This window comes from Halogeometricum rufum, from assembly GCF_900112175.1.
GTDB lineage: Archaea > Halobacteriota > Halobacteria > Halobacteriales > Haloferacaceae > Halogeometricum > Halogeometricum rufum.
This window is the reverse complement of the sequence record NZ_FOYT01000001.1, coordinates 691,980-707,520: the sequence shown is the minus strand read 5'-3', so window position 1 is coordinate 707,520 and position 15,541 is coordinate 691,980. Positions and strand designations below refer to the sequence as shown.

General features: G+C 57.4%; 13 protein-coding genes. 6 read left to right on the top strand and 7 right to left on the bottom strand.

The window, feature by feature from the left end:
* Nucleotides 1-123 precede the first annotated feature (123 nt).
* The 3 genes from BM310_RS03700 to BM310_RS03690 all read left to right on the top strand — a co-directional run bounded on the left by BM310_RS03700 (nt 124) and on the right by BM310_RS03690 (nt 4,160).
* Entirely contained in the window at nt 124-1,818 is a 1,695-nt protein-coding gene (locus BM310_RS03700; protein ID WP_089804732.1) for a thermonuclease family protein, read from the top strand.
* 193 nt (nt 1,819-2,011) lie between these two features.
* Complete coding sequence (locus BM310_RS03695) at nt 2,012-3,157, top strand: multicopper oxidase domain-containing protein (protein ID WP_089804730.1); 1,146 nt, start codon at nt 2,012-2,014, stop codon at nt 3,155-3,157.
* A 1-nt stretch (nt 3,158) separates the two neighbouring features.
* On the top strand, nt 3,159-4,160 hold the full coding sequence (locus BM310_RS03690) for a halocyanin domain-containing protein (RefSeq protein WP_089804728.1): 1,002 nt from the start codon (nt 3,159-3,161) through the stop codon (nt 4,158-4,160).
* 774 nt (nt 4,161-4,934) lie between these two features.
* Here BM310_RS03690 and BM310_RS03685 read toward each other — a convergent pair.
* Together BM310_RS03685 and BM310_RS03680 are read right to left on the bottom strand one after the other, a co-directional pair.
* Entirely contained in the window at nt 4,935-5,408 is a 474-nt protein-coding gene (locus tag BM310_RS03685) for an EVE domain-containing protein (RefSeq protein WP_089804725.1), read from the bottom strand.
* Nucleotides 5,409-5,688: 280 nt separating this feature from the next.
* Complete coding sequence (locus tag BM310_RS03680) at nt 5,689-7,557, bottom strand: DUF262 domain-containing protein (protein WP_089804723.1); 1,869 nt, start codon at nt 7,555-7,557, stop codon at nt 5,689-5,691.
* Nucleotides 7,558-7,823: 266 nt separating this feature from the next.
* On the opposite strand from BM310_RS03680, the gene BM310_RS03675 reads away from it, so the two are divergent.
* Nucleotides 7,824-9,320: a PIN domain-containing protein gene (locus BM310_RS03675; protein ID WP_089804721.1), complete on the top strand. Its 1,497-nt coding sequence runs from the start codon at nt 7,824-7,826 to the stop codon at nt 9,318-9,320.
* Nucleotides 9,298-9,762 (top strand): hypothetical protein, encoded by a 465-nt coding sequence (locus tag BM310_RS03670; RefSeq protein WP_089804719.1) that lies wholly within the window; start codon nt 9,298-9,300, stop codon nt 9,760-9,762. The genes BM310_RS03675 and BM310_RS03670 overlap by 23 nt, the downstream gene beginning before the upstream one ends.
* A gap of 238 nt (nt 9,763-10,000) precedes the next feature.
* Here BM310_RS03670 and BM310_RS03665 read toward each other — a convergent pair whose 3' ends face one another.
* Entirely contained in the window at nt 10,001-10,414 is a 414-nt protein-coding gene (locus BM310_RS03665) for a winged helix-turn-helix domain-containing protein (RefSeq protein WP_089804717.1), read from the bottom strand.
* A 135-nt stretch (nt 10,415-10,549) separates the two neighbouring features.
* Here BM310_RS03665 and BM310_RS03660 point away from each other — a divergent pair, with 135 nt between their 5' ends.
* Nucleotides 10,550-11,311: a hypothetical protein gene (locus BM310_RS03660; RefSeq protein WP_089804714.1), complete on the top strand. Its 762-nt coding sequence runs from the start codon at nt 10,550-10,552 to the stop codon at nt 11,309-11,311.
* On the opposite strand, the gene BM310_RS21710 is transcribed toward BM310_RS03660, so the two are convergent.
* The 4 genes from BM310_RS21710 to BM310_RS21210 form a co-directional block, all read right to left on the bottom strand.
* Nucleotides 11,250-11,534 carry a DUF5797 family protein gene (locus BM310_RS21710; protein ID WP_245778422.1) on the bottom strand — a complete coding sequence of 95 codons (285 nt, stop codon included), beginning with the start codon at nt 11,532-11,534 and terminating at the stop codon, nt 11,250-11,252. The genes BM310_RS03660 and BM310_RS21710 overlap by 62 nt on opposite strands.
* A 474-nt stretch (nt 11,535-12,008) precedes the next feature.
* Nucleotides 12,009-12,758 carry a tyrosine-type recombinase/integrase gene (locus BM310_RS03650; RefSeq protein ID WP_089806992.1) on the bottom strand — a complete coding sequence of 250 codons (750 nt, stop codon included), beginning with the start codon at nt 12,756-12,758 and terminating at the stop codon, nt 12,009-12,011.
* Between the two features lie 143 nt (nt 12,759-12,901).
* A complete protein-coding gene (locus BM310_RS03645; RefSeq protein ID WP_089804711.1) occupies nt 12,902-13,108 on the bottom strand; it encodes a hypothetical protein in 207 nt (68 codons plus the stop codon).
* Nucleotides 13,109-14,120: 1,012 nt separating this feature from the next.
* Nucleotides 14,121-15,446 carry a restriction endonuclease gene (locus BM310_RS21210; RefSeq protein ID WP_177232521.1) on the bottom strand — a complete coding sequence of 442 codons (1,326 nt, stop codon included), beginning with the start codon at nt 15,444-15,446 and terminating at the stop codon, nt 14,121-14,123.
* Nucleotides 15,447-15,541: the final 95 nt, after the last annotated feature.

Below are 15,541 nucleotides of genomic sequence, written 5' to 3'. Positions count from 1 at the left end.
CGGGAACAGCCGCCCGCGACGATAATTTATACTGTAAAAATTGACTGTGTGTATAACGAGACATTATATCACCAGAGATTATGCTGAATTATATGGTCCGCGGGGGAGTCGGTCGGGTACAGCATGTCCCGGCTAGCAGCGCTCGCAGTCGCTCTCCTGCTCATCACGGCGGGGTGCACGTCTGCGGGACCGCAATCCTCCAACGACAGCGACGTCAAGACGCAAGTCTCCACGGCGAACGCACAGACGGCGACCGACTCGGGAACGGCTTCGACGACGGACGTCGCCACCGACGCGCAGCAGGCGGCCGCCGAGGGTGAGACCGCGCAAGCGAGCGAGGAGGGCGGTGGTGCGAGCGACGAAGCGGACGCGGGGACGAGTTCACCGACAGACGCGTCTGCGGACTCCGGTGACGACGCTAACGATAACTCAGACGACGACGCCTCCGACGACGACTCTAACGACTCTAACGGCTCTAGCGGCTCTAACGACGATTCTAACAACTCGAGCGACGACGACTCTAACGACTCTAACGACTCTAACGACGACGCCTCCGACGACGACGATTCGTCGGCGGACACGGACACCGGCGCGCAGTCGAACGCCGCACCGGAGAGCACGAACGACAGCGCCGACAACGGGACGATGACCTCGACGTCCAACGCGACCACGACCGCGACGCCCGGCGCGACGTCCACGTCCGATTCGTCCCCGGACGACGCGAACCGGACCGAGTGGACCGTGACGGTGGTCGAAGTGGTGGAGGCGGACACGCTGCGAGTCGAGTTCCCCGACGGGAGCGTCGACGAGGTCAGACTCGTCGGCGTCGAAGCGCCGGACGGGCAGTACGAGGACGACGACTTCGAGGGGATGCCCACAGACGACGGCGGCGAGGAGTGGCTCGACGAGTGGGTCAGTGAGGCGACCGACTTCACGCGCGAGCGAGTGGCGGGCGAACGCGTGACGATTCGCGTCGACTCCGCGGCCGACCGCCGCGACTCGCAGGGTCGGCTCCTCGTCTACCTCGACGCCGGCGGCGACACGCTGAACGAGCAGTTGGTCCAACAGGGCCACGCGCAGGTGTCCGACCACTCGTTCTCCAAGCGGGCGCGCTACGAGGAGCTAGCGACGAACGCCCAGCACGGCTACACCGGCCTCTGGCAGTTCTTCGAGCCGAACCCGCTGGCGACCGAGGAACCGACGGAATCCGACGAGAGCGACGACGCTGAGGACGACGGCGAGGGCGACGACGCCGAGAGCGAAGCCGAACCGGCCGAGACGACGACGACGGGCACGCAGTCGGGGTCGACGGAGACGCAGACCGAGACGGCCGACACGGAAACGGAAACGCGGACCGACACACAGACGGCCACAACGACCGAGACGCAAACTGAAACGCAGACTGCCACCGTCGAACCGACGGACGCCGAACCCGAGACGGCCCAGTCGACGGATTCGCCGACCGAGTCACTGACCGAGACGGTGACCGAGATACTGACCGAGACGGTGAGCGGCGAGGACGACGATTCGGAGACCACCGAGACGGCGTCGGCGGATTCCGAGACCACCGAGACGACGGACGCCACGCAGACGGCGGAGACGAGTGACTCCGAGTCGGCAGCGGAGAACGACGCGGCGGCGTCGGAAACGCAGGCGAACAGAGACGAACGGGCGGACGAAGCCGCCGCAGACGATGGCGGCTCCGAGAACGCCGACGCCGACGACTCCCAGACCGACACGAGCGAAGAAGAAGACGACGCCGACGCCGACGACTCCGATGCGTCGAACGACGACGACGAGACGACGGCCGACGCCTGACGGGAGACGGCCCACGAGGTGACTCAGCCCCGCTAGTTGTCTCATATCGTATCATTATCACTCTCCGGGCAGTCACGTTCGTTCGTGAACTATCAGGCCGTGAGAACGGGTCTACAGCCAATTAAACGCTCTGTTTCTCGGTGGGTGAGAGTTTGCTTCAGTGAATATGTACCCCTACGGATAACTACGAGCTATGACGAACGAGATTGGTGCCCCCGGTGACGGAATCTCCCGACGACAGTTCCTCGCGGCGACGGGGTCGACGGGCCTGTTCGCCTCCGCCGGTTGCCTGACGAGTTCGACGCCGACTGTGACGCGGGTCGACGCGTCGGCCGCGCAGTCGGTCGCCGGCGACCTCCCGACGACCGGCCGGCCCGAGGTGGTCGAACTCGGCGACCGAGACAACCACGTGACGCTGAAGTCCGTGAGCGCGGTCCACCACGTCCACCCCGGCGAGACGATGAACGGCCCCATCACGCTCCCCGTCGTGTGGGCGTGGCAGGCCGACGACGGAACGCCCTCCGTCCCCGGCCCGATTCTCCGCATCGCCGAGGGAGAGACGTTCTCGGTCACCCTCGACAACACGGAGATGGACATGCCGCACACGTTCCACGTCCACGGCCTGCGGAAGACGTGGGAGAACGACGGCGTGCCGACGACGACGGGCGTCACCGTCGAACCCGGCGAGACGCACACGTACGAGTTCACCGCCAACGTGGCCGGCACGCACCTCTACCACTGCCACTACCAGACGCCGCGACACATGGACATGGGGATGTACGGCGTCCTCCGCGTCGAACCCGAGGGGTACGAACGGGCCGACAAGGAGTACTACATGACCGTCAAGGAGTGGGACACCCGCCTCTCGCGGCAGTACGGCGGCGAGGGCGCGACGTACGACATCACGAACCGGCAGATGGACACGTTCACCATCAACGGCAAGTCCGCGCCCGCGACGTTCCACCCCGAGACGGGGTCGCCGCTCGTCGTCGACCCCGGCGACACGGTCCGCATCCACTGGGTGAACGCGGGCTTCCAGGCGCACCCGATGCACCTGCACAACCACCGCTTCAAGGTCGTCGAGAAGGACGGGTCGCCGATTCCCGAGGCGATGCAACTGATGCAGGACGTGGTGAACGTCGCGCCCGCCGAACGCTACACCGTCGAGTTCGAGGCGGACGCCGACCCCGGCATCTACCTCATCCACTGCCACAAGGTCGACCACGTCCGGAACGGGTCGTCGTATCCCGGCGGGATGCTGTCGGCCGTCGTCTACACGCCCGCGATGGACACCGAGTTGTTCGAGCAGGTGATGGCCTACGCGGGCTACGAGGTGTGAGATGCCGGGCTACACGCGGCGGCAGATGCTGGCCGGCACGGGCGCCCTGATGGGTTCTGCGCTCCTCGCCCGACCCGCCCGCGCGGCGGAGGCGGCGGACCTGACCGAGTGGTTGGCGAACACCGACGGCGCGGACGCCGTCGTCGACGCCACCGGCCGCGACGACGTGGCCGTCGAAGTCGGGACGGCCGGCAACGGCGGCGCGTTCGCCTTCTCGCCGGCCGTCGTCCGGGTCTCCCCGGGCGCGACGGTGACGTGGACGTGGACCGGCGAGGGGGGCAGTCACAACGTGGTCGCCGATGACGGTTCGTTCGAGTCGGCGTTCGCAACCGACGCGGGCGCGACGTTCTCCCACTCGCCGTCGTCGCCGGGCGTGATTCCCTACGCCTGCGCGCCCCACAGTCCGATGGGGATGCGGGGCGCCCTCGTCGTCGGCGACGTCGCGGTGACGCTCCCGGGCGGCGCGGCGGCCGACGACGCGAGTGCGAGCGAATCCGACGGTGGCGACGACGCCCCGAAGCCGAGTTTCGACGGCTGGCTGGCCGGTACGGACAACTACGACGGCGTCGCCGACCGGCGCGACGAGTCCGAGGTGACCGTCGAAGTCGGCGCGACGGGGAACGGCGGCGCGTTCGCGTTCGAACCCGCGGCGGTCCACGTCGACCCGGGGACGGTCGTCCGGTGGGAGTGGGTCGGCACGGCGGGCGCCTACGACGTCGTGGACGAAGGCGTGGGGTACGCCAGCGAACGAGTGCGCGGCACCGGCCACGAGTTCGCCCTCGCCTTCGACGGCGACGGCCTCTCGACGTACGAGTGTACGACGTACCGCGACCGAGGGATGCGCGGCGTCGTCCTCGTCGGCGACGGGCCGGTGGACGAGTTGACGCCGATGGGCGTCGGCGTCGCCGCGGGCACCGTCGGACTGGCCACCGTCGGTGCCGCCCTCGGCGTCGGGCTACACCTGCGCACGGCGTCCCAGTACGACCCCGACGAGGAGTCCTAGCGAGGCGGCGCGACTCGAGTCGTCAGAATAGCGTCGAAGCGCCGGTCGCCGTCGCTCGCGGGTTTTTTATGGGCCCTGACGGATTCGAACCATCGACCACTCGGTTATGAGGCCAGTCCCCGACGCAGACGTTCGGCGACATCCTTCCGGTGCTCACGGCCGCCTACGACGACTCTCTCGTGGGAGTGCTTTATATCAATCGGAGAACAAAGCACGGTGCCTTGTCACGCTCAAGGCGGATTTTCACGACTACTCGGCGAACGTCGACGGACGGATAGAACGGCTCCATCCTGTGTTTTTGTTTTTATACGCAAGTTAGTTTCAGATGGTATTACAAGAACAAAGCAATCGCCGAGCACGGAGTATATATAAACCTGGGTCTGAGGCTTACCTCTGGTCACAGAACAGATATATATCAGATTTGCCGAGTGGTCCTCGGTTTCTGGAACAATAGGGGGAAATCAATGGTATTGCCGGTTCCGAATCCTACGATTCACTGATAACTCAATTCTGTCCGGAGATCAGATTCTCTCAGTCAGAATAGTGGAATAAGCCGACATCTGTATCATCCGGTCTCAAGTGACTCGGTTGAACTCCTCAAGCCGTGACAGGAATCGCGTGCTGAATACAGAGACTGTATGCAGCAGACGGTTGTCTATCGCTTCGTTACAAAAGCGATGAAACAGACGTAGGTAGGCGTGCAGAGTGGTCAAAGAATTCTCCCTCCACATCGCCATCAACTAATAGACACTCTGTATTGCTTGTGGACGTATCTCAATGGGATAGCATTTTTAGTGCTCTGTCGACGGTGGTGTATCGATTGTTGGTGACTCGATGGCTACTTTGTGGGTAAGACACATAACCAAGCGCGGATTCTACTTCTTCAATTGATTTTCTGATTTGATTGAACTCAGTCACAGTGTATGCGAGCGTTGCTACTGTTGTTCTAAAAAGTATCCTCGCCTGCTCCTCGTCTAACCGAACTTTCTCACCGACTCTGCCAGTTCCAACATACATGCCTTCGTCGGGGGCAATCCCACGTTTGACTTTGTAGAAGAGAAGACCGTCTCCGGGTTCCATCGCATCATAGACTTCTTGGCCTTTCTCGGTGTTTTTTTGAGCCCACAGTCGGGACCCTCGAAGCTCCTGAAGGTGAGCGTCTGTCAGCAGCGATTCATCCGGAGAAGTTCCGAGTACACGACTGTAGTTCGTTTCGTCAACGGTGATTCGAAATAGGTCTCCACTCATGATCTTATTAGCCGGTGAGGTCACATCAAACTGAGTTCCCTATATAATATTTCGGCGAGAAGTGACTAGTTCCCCGCATTGACGAAGAATATGATATAAAATATGCGCTCTGTATTTAGTGCCGGTTCCAAAATATATCACTGGCAGAGGGTTTCAATAAGGACATAACACTCTACCTGAAGTCGCTACTGTATGCGCTTGTCACCCAACTCTTGATAATCGACGGCCCCAACGCCGACAAGATAGTGGACCATGAGCCTGAGCAGTAGCCGTGAAGCCTCTACTCTGGTAGCTGCCTCAGGGGAAGAGTCTCCCGTAGCCGCTCGGTTATCCTTTGTCGCCGATTTCCTTCACCCATCACAAACTGCTTGAACTGCGGATACTTGTGCAGGTCCCTGTCAGGCGAAACTTGATGTGTACTGAAGTAATTATCAATATCTTGGACACCTTCGACCTTTCCATTCTCAATCCGGGCTATCCAGTCGGTAAAGTCACGGTCGCTTTTTGACTTATTCTCCGGTCCAGTGAGAAGCTGGAGGTTGCCGATATGGTCGCGGTTGTCCTTGTACCATTCAACGAGCTCCGGGGAGACGCCTCGGTCTTGGAGGTACTCGGCCTTGGCAAGCTTTCTTCGGGGGAATATATGATCGACCTCATATCCTGCGTAACCTGCTCGTCGGTCGCCTCGGTAGAGGTGTGTCAGTAGCACGTTCAGCCGCGAGCCGGATTGGTAGTCTACCTCTTCGAGCAGCCCATCAAGGACATCTTTGTCAAGGTGTGTCGTCGTTCCTCGGCCACTCAGGTCCTCCAGAATCTCTGCCGCGGGGAATTCTTTCCCATCCGACTCTCGTACATGTTCCCGAGCCGTCTCCAGCACTCGTTGCGACCCAATATCGCCGTAGATGCTGTTCAGGACTGCTGTGGCCAACCAGTAGTGGATGTTTTCGTTTCCCTCAGACGTGTCGTAGTCGTTCTCGTAGAGGAATTGGACCACTGGTGCAACGACGTTCTTGCTGGAGAGGGCGGCGTTGTGGAACCCGAGGTCAGCAGCGACCTCAAACGCATCCTCGACTGCTTGTTCGAACTCATCGTCACGGAAGATCTCCTCAGAATTCTTCAACAACTCTCCGTCGTAACGGCCATCTCTCCTGAATGAGGGCGTCTCGTCAGCTAGTAACAGCAGAGTCCTGAGGGTGAACCGCTTGCCAAATGAGAATCCTTCGTCAGAGAGACGATCGTGACCAGAGAGTCGCTCAGTAAACTGCTCTATCTCGTTCTTCGCATCCTTCGGCCCACCTTCGTCACTAACCGTATCCCAATAGCCAGTAAGCAATGCAAGCAAAATATCGACGCCTGAAAGCTCTATTCCACCTTTGTTGCGACGAATGAATAGCTCTCGTGCCGTTTTGTCTTTGGTCACTGTTGTTTCGTAGAGGACGGCCTCTCGCTCGTTTACACCACGCCAGAGGTCCTCTACAGTATCCAATGCATCTGCCTTGCTGATGGTTGGCGGTAGCTCGGAACGTACACTCTCCACGAACTTGTCCTTACTGAGGAATGCCCTCTGAGTGAGCTCATCCTCCGCGTCTAAGAGGTCACTCACGGAGAGCCAGTACTTGTCGCCTGCAGTGTTCAGCCCGCCGCTCTTTCTGAAGTCGAATTCGTACACGAGACCACGGTCGTGGTCATCGTTCTTCTCTCCAGAGAGGAGGTTGAGATACAGATGACGCCGGTTGTACGAACTCGCGTTCTTCTTCCATGCCCCATGCACCCGTGTTGTATAGCTCCCGTGGAGGCCAATGTAGAACGAAGTCAGTCGTTGTTGGCCATCAAGAATGAGCGAGTATGATTCCGGAAAGTCAGGGAGGCGCTCACTGTAACGGTGGACCTCCTCCTCATGCGAGTAGCCTCGCTCATCGACGTAATGCCTGATGAATTTGTATGCCGGGTCCTGTCGGGTTTCGACTGTGCTGTCCCATATGAGAAGTGATCCAAGCGGGAGACCGCGAAGTAACGAGTCCCAAAGCATCTCAACCTGCCTTTGACTCCAACAGTAATCGCGCTGGAGGCAGGGGATGAATAGGGAATCATTCAGTCGGGGGAGTACCTGAGCGACAGTGTTTGATTCTGGGCTGGGAGCGCTAGCCACGATGGTACATGAATTTCGGGATTTCTAATAAGTAGTTGGGTCCACCCTCCCCGATACTTCTCCAGAGACGTTGTCGATTGCCGTAGCCTACAGCTGACCGATTTAGTTGGCAGACTGATCGAAGCAGATATCGACCTCTGCCCTGAGATATTGAAACGGTCTCAGTTGATTACAATTCGGAGTTCGGCTGAATGGCATACTGCGTAATGTCAAACACTAAGTGATGCTAAGAGAAGGAGTTGTAATAGTCGAATACGCCGCTAAATATGAAAATTCTCATTGACACAAACATCTTCATTCACCGAGAGGATGACGACATCGTTCCAGAACCCCTCCGCGAACTGGAACAGTCGTTGAAAAAGAAGGGACACACCATTTTGATACACCCTTTCTCGGCCGACGAACTCAGGAAAGACAGCAACGAGGAACGGCGGAAACGAAACGAATCCCGAATCGAGACGTATCTTGAGCTTTCCTACCCACCTACGCCCAGCGGTAACGACTCCGAATTCAGACAGCGTGTTAAAAAGGCGACGGGCAACGACAGAGTGGACAACATGCTACTCTACGCAGTTTTCGCTGACGCTGTAGAGTTCCTGATCACCGAGGATCGAGGCATCCATAAGAAGGCGATGGATCTCGGTATCGAAGACCGGGTTTTCACCATTGCAGAAGGACGTGATCACTTCCAATCTGAGCGGCCACCAATTCGCGGGCCTGCAGCAATCCAGCGGACTACTTTCGGAGAATTGGACCTTTCGGATCCCATCTTCGACTCGCTCAAGAAAGAGTACGACGAGTTCGTTAAGTGGGCGAATTCAAAGTCGGACCGCCCAGCTTGGGTCAACTATACCGATGGAGGACAGCTTGGTGCAGTCCTTATCCTTAAGCCGAAGGAGATTGAGGAGATCGGCGTAGATCCACCGCTTGGGCGTGAGAAACGGCTGAAGATCTCCACTCTCAAAGTCGGAGAGGTGCAGTGGGGCTCGAAACTTGGCGAGCTTCTCATCTCCATCGCCATCCGGGAAGCGATCGGGTATGAAATCGATCAGGTCTATCTCACGCACTACGTCGACCACGAGGAAGACTACTTGGTGAGACTCATCGAGAGATATGGGTTTGAGCATGAATCGAATCGAGATGACGGAGAAGAAATCTTTCTCAAGCGGCTTACGCCTCCACCAGACACGACCATCGACCCATCAGAGATTGCTCGGCGTTACTACCCGTCGTTCTATGATGGTGAGGAGGTTGAGAAGTTCCTCATTCCGATTCAGCCTCGGTACCATAACAAGCTCTTCACTGGCTACTCAAAGCGACAGCCGGGACTCGGCGAGTTCATGGGGGAATTCAACTCTGAGGGGAATGCTATCCATAAGGCGTATCTCTCCCATTCGCGCATTACAAAATTGTCTTCAGGTGATATCCTACTGTTCTACCGCTCGAAGGATCACAAGGAGATTACGTCGTTGGGCGTCTGTGAGGAAGTTCTTTCCCGTACTACCGATTCGGACAAAATTCAGAAGTTTGTCGGCAAACGGTCTGTGTTCTCTGAGCAGGAGATCGAGGAGATGGCAGAGAAGCCGACAACCGTGATTCGATTCTCGTGGCACTTCGACTTAGAGAATCCCCTCTCGCTTGAGACTTTAATAGATGATGACGTACTATCGTGGGCCCCACAAGCAATCCACTCAATCGGTGAAGAAGAGTATAAGTATATAAAGACAGAAGGAGGCATTGATGAACGCTTTGCTCTCTATTAAGCCAGAGTTCGGGGAGAAGATTCTGGCTGGCGAGAAACAATACGAGTTCCGTCGCACCATCTTCAGCGACGCAGACTCTATCGACTTCGTCTACCTTTACGCATCCTCGCCTGTGATGAAAATAATTGGAGGCTTCACCTACCAGCGTATTATCGAAGCGTCGCCAGAGGAGATGTGGGGGCTATTCGGTGATCAGTCCGGTATCGAGGAACGAGAGCAGTTCATGGATTACTATGAAGGTGTCAAGACCGGGTACGCCATCAAAATCGATACTGTTTACCGCCTCCAAGAGCCAATCACGCCGACCGACCTGTTCAAGGAGTTCGTTCCGCCTGTTTCGTTCTATTATCCCGATCCGGAAATGGACGCGACGCTTCGGGAGTACTTCCCTGAATCGGCTGAAACGCAGATGACTCGACTGCCTCAGTTCTCGTCTGATTAGGCTGAGATCGAGCCGTTCAAACGTAGGCGCGACTTTGGAAAGACCTGTATTCAGTCACCTCAAAGGACGAAACTACAACTTTCTATTTATTTCAGAATAATCAACTGAACAATTTCTTGGTGTTTTCTAATACAGTTATGAAAGTCGCGTGCCAGACTCGCACTGTGTACTCAGCATGGCCTCGAAAACCGTCAGTTGCAATGGGTTTCAACAGAACCGTCTCAGAAAAACTCGGAGGCTACTCTTCATCGGAACTGTCGTACATCGCTTCGAACTCCTGTTCACCGCGGATCAACTCGTCGACGCCCTCGGTGAGCGTCACCTCTCCGAAGACCGTCGCCCGGTAGTACGTGTACAGTCCGTCTTGCCCTCGATCGGTCCGCTGGCGCTTCTCGACGAGGCCGACGTCGACGAGCTTGTTGAGGTGGTAATGCAGGGTGCTGTCGTCGACCTCCATCGCCTCTTCCAGTTCTTTGGGGCTCATATCTCCGCTGTGGACGAGTCGGTACAGGATCTCGTATCTCGTCCGGTGTCCTACGGCAGCGTGCATCGCGAGGTACTCGTCAAGGCTGAGAACGCTCTCCTCTGGCAGCAGATCCTCCGGGTCTTCCGGGATGCTACCGCTGGCCCTCCGAGTATCGTTCGTCGCCATTTTACGCGACGGTATGAGCGAGAGACTCTTAGAGTTACTCAAGCCGAAGGTTCTCGAATACGTGTTCTGCCTTCGTGTCAATCTCGTTTATTGACCGGGCAACATTTTTTATGCCAGATACGTATCGCATCGCTCATGGCCCGCCTTGCCCTCCACATCCTGCTGGCCGTCTCCCTCCTGACTGCAGGATGTTTACAACTTGGTCCCAACCACGTGCGTGAAGAGCGTGCCGTAGAGGCTCTCGACAACGCGAGGGACACCCTAGCGACGACTGAGACGTACCGCTTCGAATCGAACATGATCATCACGGCCACCACCGATAGTCGCACCGAACGAGTTGATGTCGACCTGAGCGGCGTCGTTGACGCTACAACCCGAGAGATGCGCGCGACCGCCACCACTGACGACGAGTCGAGACGGATTCTCGTGTTGAATGGGACTCTCTATCGAGAGTGTGCATACCCCTGGGACGGCTGGGCAGTCGAAGAACTCGACGACGACACCAGGTGGGTAGATCAGACTCCAGCTACCCGACAGTTATCGCTCTTGGGGTCAGGATCGCTCTACTGGAACGGTACCGAGACCGTCGACGGCGAGCAGATAATGATCATTACTGGCGAACCGACCGTCAACGCGCTCACGGAGTATCAGGATACACAGTCGCAACCGTTGATCGGGGGTCCGAGAATCGACAATGCCGAACTTCGTGCTTGGATTAATGCGGAGACCGGGCGGCTCCTCAGAACAGAACTCCGATTTACAGTGTCGAAAGGAGAAAATACAGCGACAGCAAGCATGACTACCACGTACAATGACTACGGCGAGCCCGTTTCGATCAATTTACCCGCTGAAGCCCGGACGAACCAGTACGAGCTCGGTTGCCCCGGAGACACGTGAGAAATTCAATATGGGAACTTCGAACTACGTCCCACTCTCTACGAATTTTTTCGGCGGCTTCAGTTGCGCGGATTTTCACATCAGGGCCGCGATAGTAGTACTCCTCGAGGTTTGAGGTGAGATATCGATGAACTTCTTTCCCATAAGACATCCCCCATCGATCGCTTAGTTCGGAATTACTGGTCGGTTGGACAGCGACGATATCGAGGATTCGCTCTACCATCTCTGGCGGGAGCGATGAGTTTGCGTCACATGTCCCGGTTCCATCATTGGTCGCGGGCGCTCCAGAGTCGATGTCCTCAGGGACCGAATTCTCGAACGGATTCTGTCCGACGACCCTCTCGTGGCCACGACGGTGTACGACCCGGACAGTTACGAACCGCGACTGCTTCGAGTTCGGTTCGACCTCGATCAGTACCCGCCCGCAATTGAAAGCGCACGGTTGGACCTCCGCTGGTTTTCGACGGGTGATTTCTCTCCACTACGTCGAGACGGCGAACGGCGGTGAACGCTGGGAGTGTCGATGGGACCGCCACCCGAATCCTCACAACGCACGAGTACACTTTCATCGACCACCGGCCGGCGAAGAGGTCGAGGATCTCGCGCTAGAATCGTATCATCCGATTGACGTCGTATCGTCGGTCCTGGCCGCTATCGAACAGCGAATAGCGGAACAGTGGTCCGACGACGATCTAGGTCAGTAATCAACGTAGTACTTGTCGTGCTCGCGTCCCAGCTCGTCGGGCTCCATTCGCAGGTAGACCATCGTCGAGCGGATGTCATCGTGGCCGAGGAGTTCCTTGATTCGGTAGATGTCCGCTCCGTTCTCCTTGAGACGCTGAGCGAACGTCGCGCGGAAAGTGTGCACCTTCACGTTCCGTTCGATATCGGTTCTGGCGACCGTCCGTTTGACCAGTTGATACACGCCGTTCGGCGTCAATCGGTTCCCGTAGCGCGACAGGAACAGAGCGTCGGTCTCGGCGTCTTCGCGGCGGAGGAGATACGCGCTGATCGCGTCGGCGCACTCTGAGGAGATGACCGCCGTCCGGTCTTTGTTCCCCTTGCCCTCGTGAATCGTCAGCCGTCGCCGTTCGAGATTCACGTCTTCGATGTCGAGGTTCGCGAGTTCCGACTTCCGGATTCCAGACGAGACCAACACGCGGAAGATAGCCGTATCCCGGTACGTCTTCGCGGTGCCGAGAATTTCGCGTACCTCGTCTGCGGTCAGCGGATTCGGTTCCGTTCGCTTGCGGGGGAGATTACGGCGTTCGGACGTGGCGAGTTCGTCGCCTCGCCCCAGGTAGTCGAAGTAGTACTCGACCGCTTTCATCGTGTTATTGATGTGGCTGTTCGAGTAGCCCTGGTCCATCATCCGCTCTTTGTGTGCCCACGCGTCAGAGGGCTCCGGCTCGAGCAACTCGACTTCCGTCAGGAAGGCCCGAACCATGCACCGGTGTTGGTCGACGGTTTTCTTCGAGAGTGATTGACGGACTCGGAGGTAGCTGGAGAACTCATCGAGTCGCGTTATGAGTTCGCACTCGTCGATCGAGTTTGAGCCCTCCACCGGTGAGGACTCGTCAGCAGTGCTCATCAGAACAGCTCCTCCACGAATGCCTCGAACGGGTCTGGAGATTGGAGGACCTCGAAGTCATCCGGGTTTTGCCGAACGTAGAGCCGCAGAGCGCGCCGTACGATCTCGGATTCTGTTTCGCTCGATTCTTCGATTGCTGCTTCCAGGAGGGCTGCTTCGTCGGCGGGGAGCCGACCAGCGAACGCCTCTGACGTTCTTGACGTCATACTCTCGAGGATGCGAGATCGAGTACATATACGGACCATTAGAATTGGTAATTGGTGAATTGGGAATCACCAATTCATGTCACAGGGAAGATAGTAATTCGGTTCTCGCTGTAACTACGGTAGCAGGATCTACACTACTACCCGACAGCCGAGCAAACTTGGGACTGCCGACACCAATCACAGGTACCGATTCGAGCACCCGGCACCAATTCAGGTTTCGATCTTGACGGTTTCGGAGTGTTCAATCGTTAATGCGATGTGTGAACGGGAATTGGGCGCGAGATCATATCCGAAATGGCGTAGATGCGCAATAGGGCCAATCAATTGGGCTGAAGCAGTAAAATTCCTCAGATGAACCATGAGGTGGATGCTCCGTCCCTTAGGGGTATTTAAGAGAGGAGATGGCAGTCTGTCTAATTATTGTCAGCCATGTGTGAACTCACCAGCAACATCTCTGGTGACGAGGTCTGTGTACCCAACCATCTGATCGACATCGAGACCGGAAGGAAGGGAGATCAGCATCGAAGACGGAAGTATACTACCTCGCCGGTATTTGATAAGGATAAGTTGAATAACGTTCGAGGCTGTCCGGTGGGTGTAACGCGGTGTTACAGCGCGATTTGAATATTTTCTCTTCAAGGCTTGCTGAACCACCCTTGTTGGTGGCAAGAACGTACGTTACAGTCTGTTACTAGGGAGTGCAAAAAGTTCATACTCAGAGTATCTGATATACGGCTAATGTATCGATTCACTCCTAGTGAGATCGATCGTGAACGGGCCCACCATCAAGCAGCTGACGATTTAGACGGAAAGCGCATCGGTAACCTCGGAGAGCTCGCATTCCACGAGTTCTGCCGTGAGTATCTTCCTGTCGAGTTGTGAGGTTACTCCCACGTTCCGCGTTGGACAAGTTATTCGGTGAATTGGAAGGAGGTCGTCAGTAGTCGGTTCCCGTCGAGATTCCGACGTAACAAGGATCAGTACACCTAGAACAACCGGAAAGCCCGACCAATTATTCGTCTCTTGATGGTTGTACGATGTTCCCGAGGGATCGTATCAGCTGTACCCCGTTCTCGTAGTCGGTGGTGACCCGATACCCTTTCTCGTCCTGTTCAACGACTCCCACGCTAGAGTGGGTCAGGAGTTGGAGGGCAGACCGGATCTCCCCCGTGGCTGGGATGTCGTCTGAGTCTTCCATTCCGACGACGATCCACCGGACATCCTCGGCCGTTTTCACGGGTCCGTCAGCCCGTTCAAGGGCTCGGATGATCGAGAGGAGAGTCTCCCCGGCGTCGATGCGGTCCTGTATGGACTCATCGAGGAGGTCAAGCCTGTCATCCTGGAAGGCTCCAGCGCGTGTCAGGAGGGCTATGGTCTCTTCGGGTGGGACAGCATATTGGTCTCGACGGTCAAGGAGTTCGACGAGATCGTCGACGGCGATGGTGGTCAGGTCCGTTGTCTCGGCGTTATCAATGACTTTCGGAGCAAATCCCGGGGCGACCACGATGGCGTGGTCGGCCCCACGCTGTCGTCGGTGCTTGTCTACGTTGGTGACCTCGAGAGAATTGACTCGCCCGTTGCTCCGGGCCTTCACTTCGACAACGACGTGTTTCGGAGAGCGGATCTCCACGTCGGTGTCACCGCCGCCCTCGATCCAGTCGGCGGTACACCCCAGCCGGGAGAAGGCCTTTGCAACGAGCTTCTCGAACTCCTCGTGGGCGTCACCATTCGTGCTGGCCGCCTGGAGTTGGTCGGTGAGGGCAGGAGTTGGTTCATCGTCCTCGTCGTCGACAGGGTGGACACGCTCGCCGGCATCAGTCAGGTCGGCAATGGCAGTCTCGACTGACTCCTCCTCGGTAAGTTGGTCGAGACGTTTGTCGGCGACGCGGGTGAACCCCTGGGGGCGGTAGGTCTCGTCGTAGCCGACGAGCTCGTTGAACTCCTCGATGTCGACGTCGACCTCCTCAATATCGGTGAGGAAGGTCATGTATTCCCAAGGACTCTGGTCATCCCACCGGCCGTGGTCGACGCTCTCCTTCCAGAGGTACTCCGCGAGGTCGGGGTCATGTCGCAGTTGGAGGACTTGTCCCCTGGCAACGAACCCGCCATCGTGGTAGACGAGTGCGATGTCGTTGCGCTCGACGTTTTGCCACGTCCTGTCTACTGAGGTCCCCCAGACGTGGACGAGATCGTCGTCTGAGGTCGTCCGAAATAGTTCGATGTCGTCTTTATCGAGGTAGTACTCGATGTCGTCAATCGGGTGTCCGCTTCGGATGAATTGTCTGTAGTCCTCGAACGCGTCATCGCGGCCAGCGGGGAGGATTACGATTCCAGTCATCTCTTGGCTGGACATAGTTGATGAAATACAAATAGATTCATACGGGCAGGCCAGCTAAGCAGGATACCTGACAAGTATGCTTGGAGTTTGTCGAA

Coding starts and splice junctions, on each gene's coding strand:
- BM310_RS03700 (WP_089804732.1), top strand. CDS start 124: ATGTCCCGGCTAGCAGCGCTCGCAGTCGCTCTCCTGCTCATCACGGCG.
- BM310_RS03695 (WP_089804730.1), top strand. CDS start 2,012: ATGACGAACGAGATTGGTGCCCCCGGTGACGGAATCTCCCGACGACAG.
- BM310_RS03690 (WP_089804728.1), top strand. CDS start 3,159: ATGCCGGGCTACACGCGGCGGCAGATGCTGGCCGGCACGGGCGCCCTG.
- BM310_RS03685 (WP_089804725.1), bottom strand. CDS start 5,408: ATGAGTGGAGACCTATTTCGAATCACCGTTGACGAAACGAACTACAGT.
- BM310_RS03675 (WP_089804721.1), top strand. CDS start 7,824: ATGAAAATTCTCATTGACACAAACATCTTCATTCACCGAGAGGATGAC.
- BM310_RS03670 (WP_089804719.1), top strand. CDS start 9,298: ATGAACGCTTTGCTCTCTATTAAGCCAGAGTTCGGGGAGAAGATTCTG.
- BM310_RS03665 (WP_089804717.1), bottom strand. CDS start 10,414: ATGGCGACGAACGATACTCGGAGGGCCAGCGGTAGCATCCCGGAAGAC.
- BM310_RS03660 (WP_089804714.1), top strand. CDS start 10,550: ATGGCCCGCCTTGCCCTCCACATCCTGCTGGCCGTCTCCCTCCTGACT.
- BM310_RS21710 (WP_245778422.1), bottom strand. CDS start 11,534: ATGGTAGAGCGAATCCTCGATATCGTCGCTGTCCAACCGACCAGTAAT.
- BM310_RS03650 (WP_089806992.1), bottom strand. CDS start 12,758: ATGGTTCGGGCCTTCCTGACGGAAGTCGAGTTGCTCGAGCCGGAGCCC.
- BM310_RS03645 (WP_089804711.1), bottom strand. CDS start 13,108: ATGACGTCAAGAACGTCAGAGGCGTTCGCTGGTCGGCTCCCCGCCGAC.
- BM310_RS21210 (WP_177232521.1), bottom strand. CDS start 15,446: ATGACTGGAATCGTAATCCTCCCCGCTGGCCGCGATGACGCGTTCGAG.